Consider the following 17178-nt stretch of genomic DNA (forward strand, 5'->3'; position numbering starts at 1 on the left):
TGGAGAAGTTATGAACAAACCAAAACTGTACAAAGTATTAAGTACACTTGCTGCTTCAACATTATTACTATCTGCATGTGGGGGTGCTGATAGCGGTAGTAAAAAAGCAAACACAAAAAAAGTAGAAACAAATAAATTTAGTGCTGCTGTAAAAAATGACGGTAAAGAAATTAAAGACGGATCATTAACTTATGGACTCGTTTCAAATTCACCTTTCGCTGGTGTTTTAAGTAGAGTATTGTATGAAGTTGCTCCAGATTCAGAAATTATGGATTTCTTTGATGAACAATTATTAGCTACAGATAAAAACTGGGAAATTACAAATGAAGGTGCTGCAACTTATACAATTTCTGAAGATAAAAAAACAATTACAATTAAAATTAAAGATAATGTAAAATGGCATGATGGTAACCCTTTAACGGCTGAGGATTTAGAATATTCTTACTTAATTATCGGTAATAGTAAATATACAGGTATTCGTTACGATACACAAATGCAAATGATTGAAGGTATGGAAGAATATCACACTGGAAAAGCTGACAAAATTTCTGGTATTAAAGTAGTCGATCCAAAAACAATTTCCATTACTTATAAAGAAGTAAACCCTTCACTGAAAACTGGTATTTGGACATATCCTACACCTAAAAAATATTTAGGTGATGTACCAATTGAAAAACTAGCTGAATCAGATAAAATCCGTCAAAATCCAATTGGATTCGGTCCATTTAAAGTGAAAAAAATCGTTCCTGGTGAATCAGTTGAGTATGAGCGCTTTGATGATTACTGGGGTGGCAAACCTAAGCTAAAAAATGTAACATTAAAAGTTGTAAATCCATCTATTGTTAGTGCATCTCTGAAAAAAGGTGATATTGATATTGCATCAATTACTGCTGATCAATATCCGAACGTAAGTAAATTAAAAAACACACAACTAATTGGTAAAACTGACCTTGCTTACACTTATATCGGATTTAAGTTCGGACATATGGACAAAGCAAAGAATGAAGCTGTAATGGATAACGATAAGTTCAAAGACGTTCGTTTACGTCAAGCGATGGCATATGCAATTGATAGAGAAAAATTAGGAGAAAAAGTATATCACGGACTTCGTGTTCCAGCTAACTCTCCAATTCCACCATCTATGCCAAAGTACCATAATAACAGTGTTGGCGCATATAACTTAGATGTAGATAAAGCGAAAAAAATATTAGATGAAGCTGGCTATAAAGACAAGAATGGTGATGGATTCCGTGAGGATCCAAAAGGTAATGAATTTAAAATTAACTTCCTAGCTAGTAACGGTAGTGAGACAAGTGAACCACTTGCAAAATTCTATATTCAATCTTGGAAAGATATCGGCTTAAAAGTAGAACTTCTTGATGGACGCTTACACGAATTTAATGCTATGCGTGATATGATTAAAAAAGATGATCCGAAGGTTGATATTTTCTCTGGTGCTTGGAATACTGGCTCTGACCCTGACCTTTCTGGCCTATGGGGCAAAAATGCCGGATTCAACTACCAGCGCTGGGTAAATGATGAAAATACGAAGTTATTAGACGCAGGATTATCAGAAAAAGCTACTGATGAAAAATATCGTAAAGAAATATACGATAAATGGCAAAAATTAATTCATGACGAAGCACCGATGATTCCAATTCATTACACATTTGATTTAACAGGTGTTAATAAGCGCGTAAAAAATTATGATGTCAACACTGAAGTAAATCAAATAACTTCACATTGGAAAGACGTTACTGTAACAAGTGAGAAGCCAGAAGTAGAAAAATAATCATAAAAATAGCTCTTAGCATCTACATACATGCTAAGAGCTATTTTTTATTTACAATCCTTTTCTTACTATTTATAACAACCAATTCCTTCCCTACTATAAAATCAAAAAATTTGATGAATCATCTTTATTAAAACAGCTAACGTAACAGATCCAGCAAATCCACCTAAACAAATTAAACTTACCCCTTGGCTATAAGACAAATTTTGAAATGATTTCATACCTTCCATCCTCCCTATGTCCCCATTGATATTCTTATTGTATCAATGGGAAAAATTTCATAACATCGATTTCGCTGACAACTAACTTACAAATTTGTAAGTTAGCAATTTCCCTCTAAACTTATATCTAGTATTTCCATAATCTCCCCCTCTATACATCAAAAAAGACCTCGAATTATATCAAGGTCCTGCTTACACTACAGAATATCTCACTTTATTTTATAATCATAACCGGGCATTTCACACGCTTTGCTATTTTATGACTTACACTACCAAGCACCATTTCTTGCAGTGTATTTAGCCCTCTACTCCCAGCAATAATAAGATCTATATCCCCTGTATTTACATATTGAACAATCGTATCTCCTGGATCGCCATGTAGAATCGTAATTTTGTAGGAAATGTTCTCTTTCTTTAATAAACCCTCAATCTCTTTTAATTTATCTTTTCGACTAGCTGATATTGTTTCTAAATCCGTTTGTCCTTGTATAATATCTGACTTTGCCGTTCTATTATCTACTACGTACACAACTTCAACATGTGTTTCTTCGTTAAATTTCGCAATATATGTTGCATGCTCGGCTGCTCGAAGTGCATGTTCAGAACCATCGCATGCTAATAAAATTTGTTTGTACATATGCTGAATCCCCTTTTCGTTATCCTACCCGTATTATATAATAAAGCCCCCTAAAAAGGAGGCTTCTAACTAGCAATTCTCTTATTATAAGTAGCTAAATTCGCAACGAGCTTCGAGCTACGTTCATTTAACCCTGTGATCCTTACTTTCACACCGCTTTGTTCATACTTCATTATAACTTTATCAATTGCCGCTACCGCTGAATCATCCCATACGTGTGCGTTAGTAAAGTTCATCTCAATTTCTTTCACATCTTCATTGTATGAAAAAGCATTTATATACTCTGCCGTAGATGCGAAGAATAGTTGGCCGTGAATTTCGTATATTTTCTTATTTTCAATATACAAATGTTTCACGTGAATCTTTGCCATATTGAATGCAAATAAAACTGCACTAATTATCGTTCCGATAATTACACCTAATCCTAAATTATGTGTAATTAGGACAATCACAACTGTTACGATCATAACAAATGCGTTTCCTTTTGGTACTTTATGAATCGTCGCTACAGAGTTCCAATCAAACGTCCCAATCGAAACCATAATCATAACTGCAACTAAAGCTGCCATCGGAATATGAACAACGTAATCACCTAAAACAAATAGCAATACGATTAAAAAACCACCGGCTACAAGCGTCGATAATCTCCCTCGACCACCTGATTTAATATTAATAACAGATTGTCCAATCATTGCACATCCTGCCATTCCTCCAAAAAACCCAGCAACAACGTTCGCAATCCCTTGTCCACGTGCCTCTTTATGCTTATTACTTTCCGTATGTGTCATATCGTCTAAAACCGACGCCGTTAATAATGACTCTAGTAAACCTATAACCGCTAGCATAACTGAATACGGTAAAATAATTGCTAATGTCTCAAGTGTAAATGGAACATCAGGAATACTAAAGAACGGTAATTCTTTCGGTAAGCTTCCCATATCCCCTACTGTTTTTAACTGTAATCCGCTCATAAGTGCAATGCTTGTCACAATAATAATTGAAATAAGTGTAGACGGAACAGCCGTCGTAATACGTGGAAATAAATATATAATTGCAAGTCCTAATGCGACAAGTGCATACATTTGCCAAGTTACATTTTTAAAATGTGGCAGTTGTGCAGTAAAAACTAAAATTCCAAGTGCGTTTAAAAAACCACTCATAACAGATTTAGGAACAAACTTCATAAATGAGCTAAGTTTGAACACTCCGAAAATAATTTGAACAATACCTGTTAATATTGTCGTAGCAAATAAATATTGCAAACCATGATCCTTTACAAGAGTGACCATTAATAACGCCATCGCACCCGTTGCCGCCGAGATCATCCCTGGTCTTCCGCCGACAAACGAAATTGTAACCGCAATACAAAAAGCGGCGTATAACCCAACGGTCGGATCTACACCTGCAATAACAGAAAAAGCTATCGCTTCAGGAATTAATGCTAAAGCAACAACAACCCCCGATAGCACGTCCCCTCTCATATTTGAGAACCATTCATTTTTTATAGTTTGAAACAAAGTAACACTCCTCTACTCTTTTATCATTTGATTTTCTCCATAAGAAAATCAGGGCCGACTGCACGAAGGCTATTATATAACGAGCAAAGGATGTTGTGCTATGTAAAAGTTTCCTAAAGAAAAGACGCTACCTTAGCAGCGTCTTTTCTCATTTCATTAATGTCCACCGTGACCTTGACCACTTTCCTGAACAATTTCTAACCTCTCATCCAATATACCTTGTGTTTCAAATGAAATATCACTACTACTTCCTAATAGGAAACCATGGTTATATGGTCCAAGTGTTGGATCATCTTTAAACTTCGGCTGAATAGTAGCAAGGAAGTCATAAACTGGTTGTGAAGCTTTTCCTTCCTCAAGCAAAACAACAGGGGCATGCTTACCCATATGTGAAAACGGTGCTCCCGCAATTGCTAAGTCTGGTGTTTTGCTTGAAACAAATGACAAACCGTGACCTGGTTTTGTGAATCCCCAGCCAAATTTCGTTTTTTCATCTTTAAATTTCGCAAATGCAACTGAATTTTCTGTTGGAGTCTCCCGACTAATACGGGTCACTTTTCCGTATTTATTTAACTCTTTTTCTACTTCTTTCGAAACGATTTTTTCTGGTCCTAACACATATATATTTGCTTTATCTTTTCTCATTTTTAATGCCTCTATCGTCGCTTCTGGCACCTTATCTTTTTCTACATATAAAAGTGGTTCTGGCATATGAGAAATCCAATTTACAGCTGGTGTTGTATATAAACGTCCTTCTTCTTCAGACGAACCGATAATAACGCTATTTGGATAATTTCCTGTTATATCGGCATATTCTTTATCAACATCTTTAGCAAATTTAGCTGGGTCCGTTTCTTTTATTTGCTTTACTTTATATTCTTTTAATTGCTCTAGGCTAGCTGCCCCTACATTCCCCATCACCATAATTTGCGTTCCATCTTTCGTTCCGAGCGGATTTAATCGTTTTATTTCTTTTAACGTCATTTCGGGTACCTTTTCTTTTTCTATAAATAAAATCGGTCCGTTATTCGGATGATGAATAAGATCCGCACTTGCAATACCTAATTGCCACTCGTTCACTGGCACTAAAATAATAGCGCCTGGCTGATTCTCTTTATGCGTTGCTGGCCATATCGTTTGCGAAGTTAATACTGCCATTTGCAGAGGATCATTTGTATTTAATCTCGTTACATTTTTTAAACTTGTCGTTAATAAATCATTCGATGCACCTTGATTCATTTCTTTCGGCGCAGTTACCTCCTGATTCATTTTCATCTCCTTTTGCTCTGTTTTCTTCTCTTCTGTAGATTCATGATTTTTATGATCTGTGTTCGTTTGTCCGCATGCCGCAAGACCGACTGCTGCAATTATTGTTATCCCAAAAATTCGGGTCATCTTTTTCACTATATCGCCTCCGTATTATTCGTTTTCGAGCCAATATTATTACCTAAAATGGAATTTCAACTTTACAATAACAAGCAATTCTGAAGAAATTATGCAGATGCATTATAATCTGCACCATTTCTTCATGATTTTGACTTACAATTTAAGTAATAACTACAAATGCGGAGGTACTCTATGATCGATATACTACTCGTAGATGATGAACCGAGAATGCTTGAATTATTAACGCTTTATCTTACTCCAATCGGATATAACTGCGTATGTGCAGTATCCGGAGAAGAAGCTATTTCACATATAGAAAATCGAAACTTCAAATTTATTTTACTCGACATTATGATGCCAAAGATGGATGGGTGGGAAACGTGCAAAAGAATTCGATCATTTAGTAACGTTCCTATCATTATGGTAACTGCTCGTGATCAAACGGTAGATGTCATCCAAGGGTTAAAACTTGGAGCAGATGATTACGTGACGAAACCATTCCACGAAGAGGAGCTCTTCGCAAGAATTGAAGCTGTTTTACGCCGAACCAATCAACATGCACAAATCCAATATCACGGCATTTTATGGGATGAGGCCAAGCATTTCATTTCTGTCCATAATGAAGAACTTCTTCTCACCCCAATCGAATTCTCTTTACTCGGATTATTTTTACGTCATGTGAACTACGTATTAAGCCGTGATCAGCTCATTGAACGAATTTGGGGGTTAAATACAAATACCGAAGATAGAACAGTCGACTCACATATTCGTAACTTACGTGATAAATTACGAAAAGTAAATTTCCCTATTGATCACCATTTAAAAACTGTTTACGGAGTAGGATATCGATGGATTGATATTGAAAACTAAGGAGCAAAACGATGAAGCGAATTTCTATTCAACTCGGATTTTATTTTCTAATTGTTACACTTTTAATCGAAAGTGTTCTATTTGTCTTGCTCTATTATAGCCTTGTAAACAATAGAGTAAATGAAGAAATGACTGCTTTATTAAAGCGCGGAAATAGTCACCGAGATGTCCTTGAAAAATATTTTGACAGGCAAACAATCTCCCATGTTGCTTTAATGGAATCCGAAGCTGAAACAACTGTTATTATTACAAATGCAAATAAGGAAATACTAGCTAAATCCAATGAAATAAATACTACTATAAAAAAACATATTGAAGGAATGCAAACACGAACAGATCATGATGGAGCAATTATAGAGAATCATTGGAAAACATCTAATTATATATGTACAGTTAGCCCAATTGTAGTGGCAGGAAAAACGGAAGGCTATGTATATATGTTTCTCGGGACGGAATCAATCGAAGAAATGGTTAACGGGCTCACACGGCAATTCATTATCGCTGGAGTCATTACTTTCCTATTAACAGCCATCACCATTTTTCTATTATCACGTTTGTTAACAAAGCCATTGTTACACATGAAACAAGCGACTGAAAAAATGAGTAAGGGCGATTTATCCGTTTCATTAACAACTACTCGAAATGACGAAATTGGTGAACTAGCACAATCTATCCAAACTCTCGCAAATGATTTACATTATATGAAAACAGAGCGAAGTGAATTTCTAGCAAGTGTTGCTCACGAATTACGAACACCATTAACGTACGTAAGAGGTTATGCTGACATTGCATTAAAAGAAAACACACACCCAGAGCAACGTTTACGATACTTATCCATTATAAAAGACGAGTCTGATTATATTACAAACTTAGTTCAAGATTTATTTTCACTCGCTCAAATGGAAAAGCATAACTTTTTCATTCAAGTACAGGAAGTGAATTTACACACCTTCCTTACTCGCATCACTGAAAAAATAAATGTGATGTACGGAGCAAAACAAATTAAAGTTGTTTTCACATGTCCTTCCTCATTCTTAGTAAAGCTAGATGAGCAACGCTTTGAACAAGTTATGGCTAACATTTTAAATAACGCGTATAGACATTCAAAAGAACATTCTCATATTAATATTTCTGTTACAGAAGAACATAAACATATTTCCATCAAAATTAAGGACAAGGGAGAAGGTATTCCCCCTGAAGACCTCCCTCACATTTTCGATCGCTTTTACCGTGTTGATAAAGCGCGCTCTAGAGCTACAGGAGGCACTGGTTTAGGGCTCTCCATCGTAAAAGAAATTGTAGAACTACACGGCGGGAATATTACTGTCACAAGTGAAATTGATCACGGATCTTGCTTTACAATTTCATTGCCATCTATATAGAAACACGACTATCATCAATAGTCGTGTTTTCTTATCCTTTAGGACTTTACTTTATAATATAAATTTACGAATTGGCCAAAACGTCTCGTATCCGTTAAAGTTAAATGAATTTCCGGGTTCTCTTCTTTAAATAACGGAACTCCAGAACCTAATATGTGAGGTGTAATCGTAACAACATATTCATCAATTAAATTATTCTTAAAAAATCCTCTCAGTAGACTCCCTCCGCCGACCATCCATATTTTAGATCCTTCCTGCGATTTCAACCTTTTTGTAAACTCCACTACATCTTCATTTACAAACTCTACATGTCCGTTTGAACCTTTTTCTGAATTAGAAAACACATAACATTTTTTATCTAGATACGGGAATGTTTCTGTATGCTCTACCACATAATCGTACGTTCTCTTTCCCATAATTATCGTATCAATTGTTTCGTACATTTCTGTATAACCGTTGTCTCCCTCACCTTCTGTTTCCATTAACCACTCTAAATCATCATCTTCTTTCGCGATAAATCCATCTAAGCTCGCTGCAATAAATAAAACAATTTCACGTGACATATCTTTTCCTCCTTACAGCTTCTATTGATAAAATCATCTTATAAGCACTATACTAACCATAAAACATGACAACTTATGTCATGTTAAAAAAGAAAAAGGTGATATCCTTGTCAAAAGCAAAACGTTTACTAGACATTCTTATATTTGCTTCTGCGAAAAGAAAATTTACAGCTCAAGAAATAGCTGATGAATTTAATATTTCCGTTCGTACGGTCCATAGATATATTTTAGATTTAAGTGATATGGGATTACCCATTTACGCTGAACAAGGTCGTAATGGGGGATATAAAGTATTAACAAGCAGCATGCTTCCCCCCATTTTATTTACCGAAGAAGAAGCGGTCTCCATCTTTTTTGCTTTCCAATCTTTAAGCTACTATCGTAACTTGCCTTTTAATACAGAAATCAATTCTGTTACTCATAAACTGTATAGCTCTCTACAAAATGATGCGAAAGCTAAAGTTGATAAAATACGTTCTTATATCGCTTTTTGGAATCCGAAGAGAACAATTGAGACAACTTTTTTAAACGAAGTATTAACAGCGGCTATTGAAAATAAAAACTTACACTTTCAATACGAGTCTAAATCGGGGATTAAAACAAAACATGTTCATCCTATCGGTGTATATGCCCACGATGGTTTATGGTACTTGCCATCCTATGACTATAGTCGAAACAAAGTATTACTGTATCGCGTTGATCGTATTCTTTCTATATTATCAACAGAAGAAAATAAAGATACGTTCATGAATTTAGAAGAATGGTTCGAATCTAACTCTAACGTAGTACACACTCCTATCCAATTACATGTTTTACTAACGACAGAGGGCGTGCGCCAGTGTAAAAGCGTTCCCTACCTTGAAGAGTTCGTTATAGTAAACGAAGATGGGACAGGATATATAAATACAACAATTGATAAAGGAGAAATCAACTTTATTACCCCTTTATTTTATAGACTTGGAAAAGATGCAAAAGTTTTAGAACCGAAAGAATTAATAGATGGTTTACGCATACGCGCGAAAGAAGTTTTACATATGTATGAAGACTGAAAAAGCTGCTAAATATAAGCAGCTTTTTAGTCCCGTTGTTCCTATTATTTTATTATTGACGAATGTCAAACCACCAACGATTTTTCGAATTCATATTTTCAGTGTCACCAATCCCTCTGTAATTGAAAGCATCCAAAAAGATTGAATCTAGTTTATCCTCATCTACAAAATAACCTAAGTTAACTTTTACCGTTTCCCCTGGTGTGATACTGCCAATATTGTAAAAGCTTTTCCCATCTCCGTGAGGTTCTAAATAATCAACTTCGCCCGTCATAATATTTTTCTCTGCAATTCCATCTTCTTTAGCGTAGTTCCATGCATTACCTTCAGATTTAAGCAGTTTTATAGATGGATGCATATAGATTTCTTCTGTCGACTTTGTACCAATATTTTTCACTGTCGTTGTCAGGTAGACAAATTTAGGATGAACTAATTTTGTCTCTACTAATTTATCAATTGAATCTTTACCATTTCCAACTTTATATTTATCCCGTCTATATGGTATCAATTGTCCTGCTTGATCCAAAGCTTGATTCTCGCTTAGTCTTCCTAATCCCATTTCATTAAAGTTTTCTTGCTTAAAATCTTTGATCGAATCAAAAACTTCAACTTTTTCTATAACATATTCAAGTTTACTGTTATCCGTAATTTGCTCTATCGTTACTGGAATCTTTTTCCCTATATTAAATAGTCGTTTGCTATCTTTTTTCAAAGGAATAACCTTAGTTTTTTTAGGTTCATCTGCTTGACTAAAATACTTTTTATCATAATCTGCTATATGTGATGCCTTTTCTTTTGATGTGGGCTCAAGTGAAATGTTCCCTAACACATCCATCATTTGTTGTTCGTTTATATCGTTTCCAATATAACTTTGTAACATAATTCCCTCTTCCTCAAAATAGAGAAAAATCACTCTATTAAACATTAAATCTTTATTACCAGTTTCTCTATGGACAATTACTGCCTTCTTACCATTTATCTCTTTTTCTTCATAACTTTTCGAGTACAGAGTTGGAAAATCTGAATTCCCCCCCACTCTCCAAAGAGCGAATGAAAATCCACCCATTGCGTAGTTATCTTTAAATGAATATTTCATAGCAGAGTCATCGATTGCTTCCATATTTTCTGGTAATTTACCAACCTTCAACTTATACCACTTATCAATATTTTTCGATTCCTTATTCGTTACTGAAACATTTACTTCGTAATTTTGTTTTTGAACAATCATATTGTAGACTTTCACTGCACCAAAAACTGTTGTCGGCATGCCAATCAATAAGCAGGCAGCAGCGATTAACATGCGATGTCTTTTACGCTTTGTCTGTGGTTGCTCGCCTTTCAGCTTCATTTCCTCCATAAACAATTTCTTTTTGTGCGTATATGTATGTGAAAATTCATGTTGTTCATCCAATTTATCAAAATCATCTAAAGCAATTTTTTCAGCAAGGTCATACATTTCTTTGGAGTTCTTTGAATTCGTCATTTTGTATACCTCCTATAATACTTTGTACTCGTTTTCGAGCGCGCTCAAATTGCTTGCGGACATTAGCCTCTGTTATCCCCATTACACTTGAAATTTCTTGATACGTTAAGTTATAGAAGACTTTGTACTTAAACACTTGTCTGTTAGATTCATTTAGCTCTTTTAGCAATGTATCAATCTGAACCTCAGACATTATACGTTTTTCCCACTCTTCAATATTTTCATCTACCACCTCTGTTGATTCTCGTTGATATTCTTCTAAAAATGTTTCATGTCGTTTATTTTTCCGGTAACTATCAATCGCCTTGTTTTTCGCGACCCTCAAAATGTATCGTTTAAGCTCTTCAGTGCTCAAGCTATGGAGCTTTTCCAAGTTCTTATAAAGAGTAATAAACGTCTCTTGAACCGCATCTTCAGCCTGCTGAATATTATTTAAAATAGAATAAGCTACATAATAAATTTTTTGTTCGTACAACTCATATAGCTCTTCCATCTTTTCGTAATCTTTGTTTGTAACTTTCATATAATTCCTCCTCTCATTCTATATAACGAATGAGCGATATACTTTGTGACACTGCAGAATTCTTTAATAGATAAAATTAAATAATAGAATAAAGAAAAGCCCAATTTCTCTATTTTAACTGAGAAATTGGGCTTTTTAATATTAGAATTTTCCTGAATGTTCCCTTAAGAACATCCCTCTTACGCCTTTTTAGTAAGCAGTATTTGCTCTATCGCTTCTTTTAACAAATTCTGTGTCTCTTCAAAATTATAATTCTTCTTTTCTCCCGATTGCACCGTATAAAACTCAGCAAACGAACGCTCTTTATATCTCGGCACAACATGCATGTGATAATGAGTTAACTCGTTAAAGATTCCACCATTTTGGCAAATTGTAACTCCGTCTGGTTTATATAATAACTTAATAGCCTTTGAAATAAGCTTAGAAGCGTCCATAATCGCTTGCGCTACACAATCATCTAATTCGTCCACTTCTACAACATGCAGCTTTGGAACGATTAAAGTATGCCCTGTATAGAAAGGCGCATGATCTAAAAAACAAGTTACATAATCATCTTCATACACTTTATATATAATTTCTTCTTCATTTACTAATTTACAACCTAAACATTCCATCATTCTTCCCCCTCTGCCAAAAACATAAAAACGTGAGCGCCCTATTCTCACGTTTTTATGTTTCACTTTACTAATTCAATTGTTTCTGTAACTTTTATACTATCCTTTACAGATTGAACAATTGTGCAATTTTTCACCGCAAGTTGCAGTGCCTTGTCTAATTGTTCTTCTGTAATGTTCTCTGCTTTAATTTTATAGTACAAATGAACACTTTCAACTGGTTTTGATAAAGCTTCACTTCTACCAATTTCAGTTTCAATTGTAAACGTATCGTATGTAATACGTTTCTTTTCTAAAATTGTTTGAAAGACAATTGCACTACATCCTGCGATAGAAGAAACGAGTAATTGTAACGGTGAATACCCATTTTCTTTTCCAATCGCTAATGGACCATACGATAAATCTGCCTCTATATCATCATGCTTAATTTTTATTTTCATACTTCGCTTCCATCTCCACTTTCATCGGCTTCTTCCGTTTCTTACTCATATAATAATATATATAGCAGAAAATGATAAATGGAATACCACAATATAACGCCATTCGTTGTTCTGGAATAAACGCTAAACTAATAACAACGATGCTATTTGTAATTAAAGCTAAAATTGGAACAAGCGGGTATAGTGGTGTTCTATACTTTAAGTCCTCTAATTTTCCTCCGCCTTTTAAATACTGACTTCTAAAACGAAGTTGCGATAAAGCAATAATGATCCAACTTGAAACAGCAGATAAACCAGCTATAGATAATAAGTACATATATACTGTATCTTCTGCAAGGAAGCTTGTTAATAAAGAAAGGCCCGCTACTGCAATTGTTACGACTAACGCTGTAATCGGAATACCACGTTTATTTACTTTCTTGAAAGAAGTTGGTGCCATTCCTTCATTTGCAAGTGACCATAGTATACGCGTTGCTGCATATAACCCTGAGTTCGCTACAGATAGAAGAGCTGTAATAATAACGAAGTTCATAATATCAGCTGCATATGGAATACCGATTTTATCAAATACAACTACGAATGGGCTTTCAATTATCCCTGCTTCTTTCCAAGAAATTAACCCTACTAAAATTGTCATTGTTAAAATGAAGAATAACATAATGCGCCATACTGTATTACGAATTGCGCGTGGAATTGTTTTTTCAGGATTCTGACTCTCTCCTGCTGCAATCCCGATTAACTCTGTTCCTTGGAAGGAAAAGTTAACTGTAATCATCGTAAGAAGCACTGCGGCTAGTCCATTTGGGAATAGCCCACCATCACTTACAAAGTTAGAGAAAAGAGGCGCTGCTTCTTTTCCGTCATATGGTAAAAATCCTAGTAATGCGCTACCACCAAGTAGAATGAATGCAATAATTGTAACTACTTTAATACTAGAGAACCAAAACTCTAATTCAGCATAACTCTTCGCTGATATTGCATTTGAAGCATATAAAATAACTCCGAATACGAGACACCATACCCAAACATCAACATTCGGAAACCATCTTTTCATCATTAAACCGATCGATGTTAATTCTAATCCTACTGTTACTGCCCATCCAATCCAGTATAGCCAACCGATCATAAATCCAGTTCCTGGTCCAATAAACTTCGTCGCATACTTTTGGAAAGATCCTGAAACTGGCATTGCTACCGTTAGCTCTCCAAGACAAAGCATTGTTAAATACATAATAAATCCGCCCACTAAATATGAAAGGATGGCTCCCCCTGGTCCAGCCTGATTAATGGTGTAACCTGAACCTAGAAAAAAACCAGTTCCGATTACACCACCTAGTGCGATCATAAATAAATGTCTACTCTTCATCGTACGATGTAATTGCTCATTCGTTGTTTGCTGCATCTTAATCCTCCCCCTACAAGTACCCCTATCTCTTTTTAAAATTTTCTGATAATAAAAATATACACGAAAGCGATTACAATTTCCATATAAAATTAAAACTTTTCTGATAAAACAATATAAAAATTCAAATATTAAGAGCTCGCAATACTAATTTGAGGAAAAAAAGGATTTATAAGGAAAAAACTCTTACATTTTTTTGTAAGAGTTAACGTATTTCTAATCTTCTAGATAAAATTGATAAACCGTAGTTTACAACAAAATACATACAGGCTGCTAGTATAAATGTCGGAATCATATAATTTACATTCTGCCCGCTAATAATTTGAGCATTATGCATAAGCTCTGGCAATGATATAACAACTGCTAATGACGTATCCTTTAACAATGAAATAAATTGACTAACAAGCGGGGGGACCATTCTTCTTAATGCTTGCGGCAAAATAATATGCCAAAGCGCTTGCACATACGTTAATCCAGAAGACCTTGCAGCCTCAATCTGCCCTTTTTCGATAGATAATAGACCGCTTCGAACAATTTCAGATATCATTGCCGCTTCAAATATTGTTAAAGCAACAATTGCAGCTGTTATAATTTCTAACTTCAATCCCGCTTCCGGAAGTGCAAAATACGTAAAAAATATAATTAAAAGTAGCGGTAAATTTCGAATGACTTCCACGATAAAGCCTAATATTTGTGAGACGACAGGTATTTTCGTATAGCGCAATATTCCTATTACACTACCAATAATAAAGCTAAGTACAATTGCTATGAGCGCTACCTCTAACGTTATGAGTAATCCTTTTAATAAAAAGAGGATATGATCACCTGTTATCGCTCCTTTAAAATCCATTTATACCGCCTCCTTTGCCAAGCGTTTTTCTAAATAACGCACTAGCATACTTAGCGGAATTGTTAATACTAAATAAAACATCCCGACAAATATATATACATCAAACGTAACGAACGTCTTCGTTGAAATTAAGTCTCCTTGATACATTAAATCCGTTCCAGCAATAATTCCGAGTATTGAAGAGTTTTTTACTAAATTGAGAAATTGATTTCCTAGAGGAGGAATGACGATTTTCATCGCTTGAGGTAAGACGACATGATACATCGCTTGCGTATAAGTTAATCCTGAAGAACGTGCTGCTTCCATTTGACCTTTCGCGACTGATAAAATACCAGCACGAATTACTTCCGCAATAAAAGCCGCTGTATAAACTGTAAGCGCAACTGTCCCTGCTACAAAACCGTTGAAAGTAATTCCTATTACAGGCAAAGCAAAATAGAAAATGAATGCAATTAATACGAGTGGAATATTTCTAACAAACTCTACATAGGCAGAGCCAATCCAATTCAAAATACGAATAGGTGAAATTCGCATCACTGCCATAATAATTCCTAAAACAAAACTTCCTATTAGCGCAACTACACTAGACATAACCGTATATTTAAATCCTTCTAAATACATATCAATGTTATTCGTTAATATAGAAAAATCAGGCACATATTCTCCCCTCTTTCTTTACAAGAAGAGGATGAGTACTCTCATCCTCTCACTCTTACTATTCATCACGAGAAATAAAGTTTTATTTTACTTCTCTTGTTTTTGACCAATCCATTTTTCATACAATTTATCGTATTCTCCATTCGCTTTCATATCTTTTAATAAACTATTAATCTCTTTCGTTAAATCGTCTGCACCTTTTTGTACTGCAATTCCATATGGTTCATCCGTGAAAATTTTCCCTACAACTTCATAATTAGAATCTTGTTTTGCCATTCCGTAAAGAATCGCATTATCTGTAGTTAAAACATCGCCTTTACCTGCTTTTAACGCTGTAAATGCCTCACTATAATTCTCAAACTCTAATACTGTTGCTTCTGGTGATTTTTGGCGAATGTTATTTGTAGATGTTGATCCTTTTACAGCTAATACTTTAACGCCTTGTTTTATATCATCAATGCTCTTAATATTGCTTCCTTTTTTCACAAGTAACGATTGTCCTGCTTTAAAATATACATCTGAGAAATCTACTTCTTTTTTGCGTTCTTCCGTAATTGTCATTGTCGCAATAATTGCATCAATATCACCATTTTTCAGCATCGGAATACGTGTTTTAGACGTTACTTCTTTCAGCTCTAGTTTCTTTTCATCACCAAGAATTTTTTTCGCAAGTGCCTTCGCGATATCAATATCGAATCCTTCTACTTGCCCTGTTGAAGGGTTTTTCAATCCAAATAAATTCGTATCATTCTTCACTCCAACTACTAACTTCCCGCGCTTCTTAATTTGCTCAACAGCTCCGCCTTGCTTCGTATTCGTTTCTTTCGCCTCGTCTTTTTTCCCCCCGCACCCAGCAACAATAAACACGAATAAACATGAGAATACGATTAGGGTAAACAACTTTTTCATCTTAAGCATGAAATTCCTCCTTTAATGATTTAATACCCGGCTTAAAAATAGACGTGCTCTTTCTTGTTCAGGATTTTCAAAAAATTGTGATGGTGTTGTATCTTCGATAATTTGACCGTCATCCATAAATAAAATTCTATCTGCTACCTCACGTGCAAATCCCATCTCATGTGTGACGACGACCATCGTCATTCCTTCTTTAGCCAGCGCTTTCATAACATCAAGCACCTCTCCGATCATCTCTGGATCAAGAGCGGACGTAGGCTCATCAAATAGCATAATTTTCGGTTGCATCGCGAGCCCTCTAGCAATAGCTACCCTTTGCTGTTGACCCCCGGATAATTGATGAGGATATACACCTGCCTTCTCCGGGATTCCTACTTTCTCTAAATAAACCATCGCTGTTTTTTCTGCTTCTTCTTTTGAAGTTTTATTTACTTTAATTGGTGCTAGTGTAATATTTTGCAGAACTGTTTTATGTGGGTATAAGTAAAAATGCTGGAAGACCATACCAATATTTCGGCGTAATTCATTCATATCTGTTTTTTTATTGTGTACGTCTGTATTTTGTACGATTAACTCTCCATCAGTAATCGCCTCTAACTGATTTATACACCGAAGCAATGTACTTTTTCCTGATCCTGAAGGACCAACAACTACTACCACTTCACCTTTTTTCACTTGCACATTAATATTTTTCAAAACTTGGAAGTTACCATAATATTTATTTACATTACGAAACTCTATCACCATACTCCCCCCTCTCCTAAACAAAGCATGTACATTCTTTTTATATTCAAAAATAGGCAAAAAAATAACTTTCATCTTCATTTTGTCCATAAAAAAGAGCAAAGGGATTTCCCTTTGCTCCTTCATTTCTATT

Annotated in this window: 18 protein-coding genes; 4 read left to right on the forward strand and 14 right to left on the reverse strand. The window is 35.1% G+C overall.

Annotated features, from left to right (window positions below; genetic code table 11):
- Positions 1-10 precede the first annotated feature (10 nt).
- Positions 11-1792 (forward strand): oligopeptide ABC transporter substrate-binding protein, encoded by a 1782-nt coding sequence (gene opp4A, locus MR155_RS18720; RefSeq protein WP_242310826.1) that lies wholly within the window; start codon positions 11-13, stop codon positions 1790-1792.
- Between the two features lie 104 nt (positions 1793-1896).
- On the opposite strand, the gene MR155_RS18725 is transcribed toward opp4A, so the two are convergent.
- The 4 genes from MR155_RS18725 to MR155_RS18740 all read right to left on the reverse strand — a co-directional run bounded on the left by MR155_RS18725 (position 1897) and on the right by MR155_RS18740 (position 5571).
- A complete protein-coding gene (locus MR155_RS18725; protein ID WP_002188313.1) occupies positions 1897-2013 on the reverse strand; it encodes a DUF4027 family protein in 117 nt (38 codons plus the stop codon).
- Between the two features lie 214 nt (positions 2014-2227).
- Positions 2228-2650, reverse strand: a complete 423-nt coding sequence (locus tag MR155_RS18730; RefSeq protein ID WP_002010593.1) for a universal stress protein — start codon at positions 2648-2650, stop codon at positions 2228-2230.
- Positions 2651-2715: 65 nt separating this feature from the next.
- Positions 2716-4167: a SulP family inorganic anion transporter gene (locus MR155_RS18735; RefSeq protein WP_242310827.1), complete on the reverse strand. Its 1452-nt coding sequence runs from the start codon at positions 4165-4167 to the stop codon at positions 2716-2718.
- Between the two features lie 156 nt (positions 4168-4323).
- The gene (locus MR155_RS18740) at positions 4324-5571 is read right to left on the reverse strand and encodes a cell wall-binding repeat-containing protein (protein WP_242310828.1); all 1248 of its coding nucleotides are present in this window, start codon (positions 5569-5571) and stop codon (positions 4324-4326) included.
- 174 nt (positions 5572-5745) lie between these two features.
- Between MR155_RS18740 and MR155_RS18745 the strand changes: the two genes are divergently transcribed.
- Positions 5746-6423: a response regulator transcription factor gene (locus MR155_RS18745; RefSeq protein WP_219300181.1), complete on the forward strand. Its 678-nt coding sequence runs from the start codon at positions 5746-5748 to the stop codon at positions 6421-6423.
- 11 nt (positions 6424-6434) lie between these two features.
- A complete protein-coding gene (locus tag MR155_RS18750) occupies positions 6435-7805 on the forward strand; it encodes a sensor histidine kinase (RefSeq protein ID WP_242310829.1) in 1371 nt (456 codons plus the stop codon).
- Positions 7806-7843: 38 nt separating this feature from the next.
- On the opposite strand, the gene MR155_RS18755 is transcribed toward MR155_RS18750, so the two are convergent.
- Positions 7844-8368: a dihydrofolate reductase family protein gene (locus MR155_RS18755; RefSeq protein ID WP_242310830.1), complete on the reverse strand. Its 525-nt coding sequence runs from the start codon at positions 8366-8368 to the stop codon at positions 7844-7846.
- A 65-nt stretch (positions 8369-8433) separates the two neighbouring features.
- On the opposite strand from MR155_RS18755, the gene MR155_RS18760 reads away from it, so the two are divergent.
- Positions 8434-9417 (forward strand): helix-turn-helix transcriptional regulator, encoded by a 984-nt coding sequence (locus MR155_RS18760; RefSeq protein WP_242310831.1) that lies wholly within the window; start codon positions 8434-8436, stop codon positions 9415-9417.
- Positions 9418-9469: 52 nt separating this feature from the next.
- Here the strand turns inward: MR155_RS18760 and MR155_RS18765 are convergent, their stop codons facing one another.
- From MR155_RS18765 to MR155_RS18805, 9 genes are all read right to left on the reverse strand, one after another.
- Positions 9470-10900 carry an anti-sigma factor gene (locus MR155_RS18765; RefSeq protein WP_242310832.1) on the reverse strand — a complete coding sequence of 477 codons (1431 nt, stop codon included), beginning with the start codon at positions 10898-10900 and terminating at the stop codon, positions 9470-9472.
- Positions 10866-11423, reverse strand: coding sequence for an RNA polymerase sigma factor (locus tag MR155_RS18770; protein ID WP_242310833.1), 558 nt, complete (start codon positions 11421-11423; stop codon positions 10866-10868). The genes MR155_RS18765 and MR155_RS18770 overlap by 35 nt, the downstream gene beginning before the upstream one ends.
- 179 nt (positions 11424-11602) lie before the next feature.
- Positions 11603-12103, reverse strand: a complete 501-nt coding sequence (locus tag MR155_RS18775; protein WP_242310834.1) for an HIT family protein — start codon at positions 12101-12103, stop codon at positions 11603-11605.
- Positions 12100-12477, reverse strand: coding sequence for an OsmC family protein (locus tag MR155_RS18780; protein ID WP_219300197.1), 378 nt, complete (start codon positions 12475-12477; stop codon positions 12100-12102). The genes MR155_RS18775 and MR155_RS18780 overlap by 4 nt, the downstream gene beginning before the upstream one ends.
- Positions 12461-13879: an amino acid permease gene (locus tag MR155_RS18785; protein WP_002114084.1), complete on the reverse strand. Its 1419-nt coding sequence runs from the start codon at positions 13877-13879 to the stop codon at positions 12461-12463. Before MR155_RS18785 ends, MR155_RS18780 begins: the two co-directional genes overlap by 17 nt.
- A gap of 205 nt (positions 13880-14084) precedes the next feature.
- Positions 14085-14729 (reverse strand): amino acid ABC transporter permease, encoded by a 645-nt coding sequence (locus tag MR155_RS18790; RefSeq protein WP_002134376.1) that lies wholly within the window; start codon positions 14727-14729, stop codon positions 14085-14087.
- Positions 14730-15386: an amino acid ABC transporter permease gene (locus MR155_RS18795; RefSeq protein ID WP_002010508.1), complete on the reverse strand. Its 657-nt coding sequence runs from the start codon at positions 15384-15386 to the stop codon at positions 14730-14732.
- 87 nt (positions 15387-15473) lie between these two features.
- Positions 15474-16304 (reverse strand): glutamine ABC transporter substrate-binding protein GlnH, encoded by an 831-nt coding sequence (glnH, locus tag MR155_RS18800; RefSeq protein ID WP_002125212.1) that lies wholly within the window; start codon positions 16302-16304, stop codon positions 15474-15476.
- A gap of 12 nt (positions 16305-16316) precedes the next feature.
- A complete protein-coding gene (locus tag MR155_RS18805; protein WP_313897560.1) occupies positions 16317-17171 on the reverse strand; it encodes an amino acid ABC transporter ATP-binding protein in 855 nt (284 codons plus the stop codon).
- Positions 17172-17178: the final 7 nt, after the last annotated feature.

This window comes from Bacillus cereus group sp. BfR-BA-01331 (assembly GCF_022663915.1).
In the GTDB taxonomy this organism is placed as follows: Bacteria; Bacillota; Bacilli; order Bacillales; family Bacillaceae_G; genus Bacillus_A; species Bacillus_A mycoides.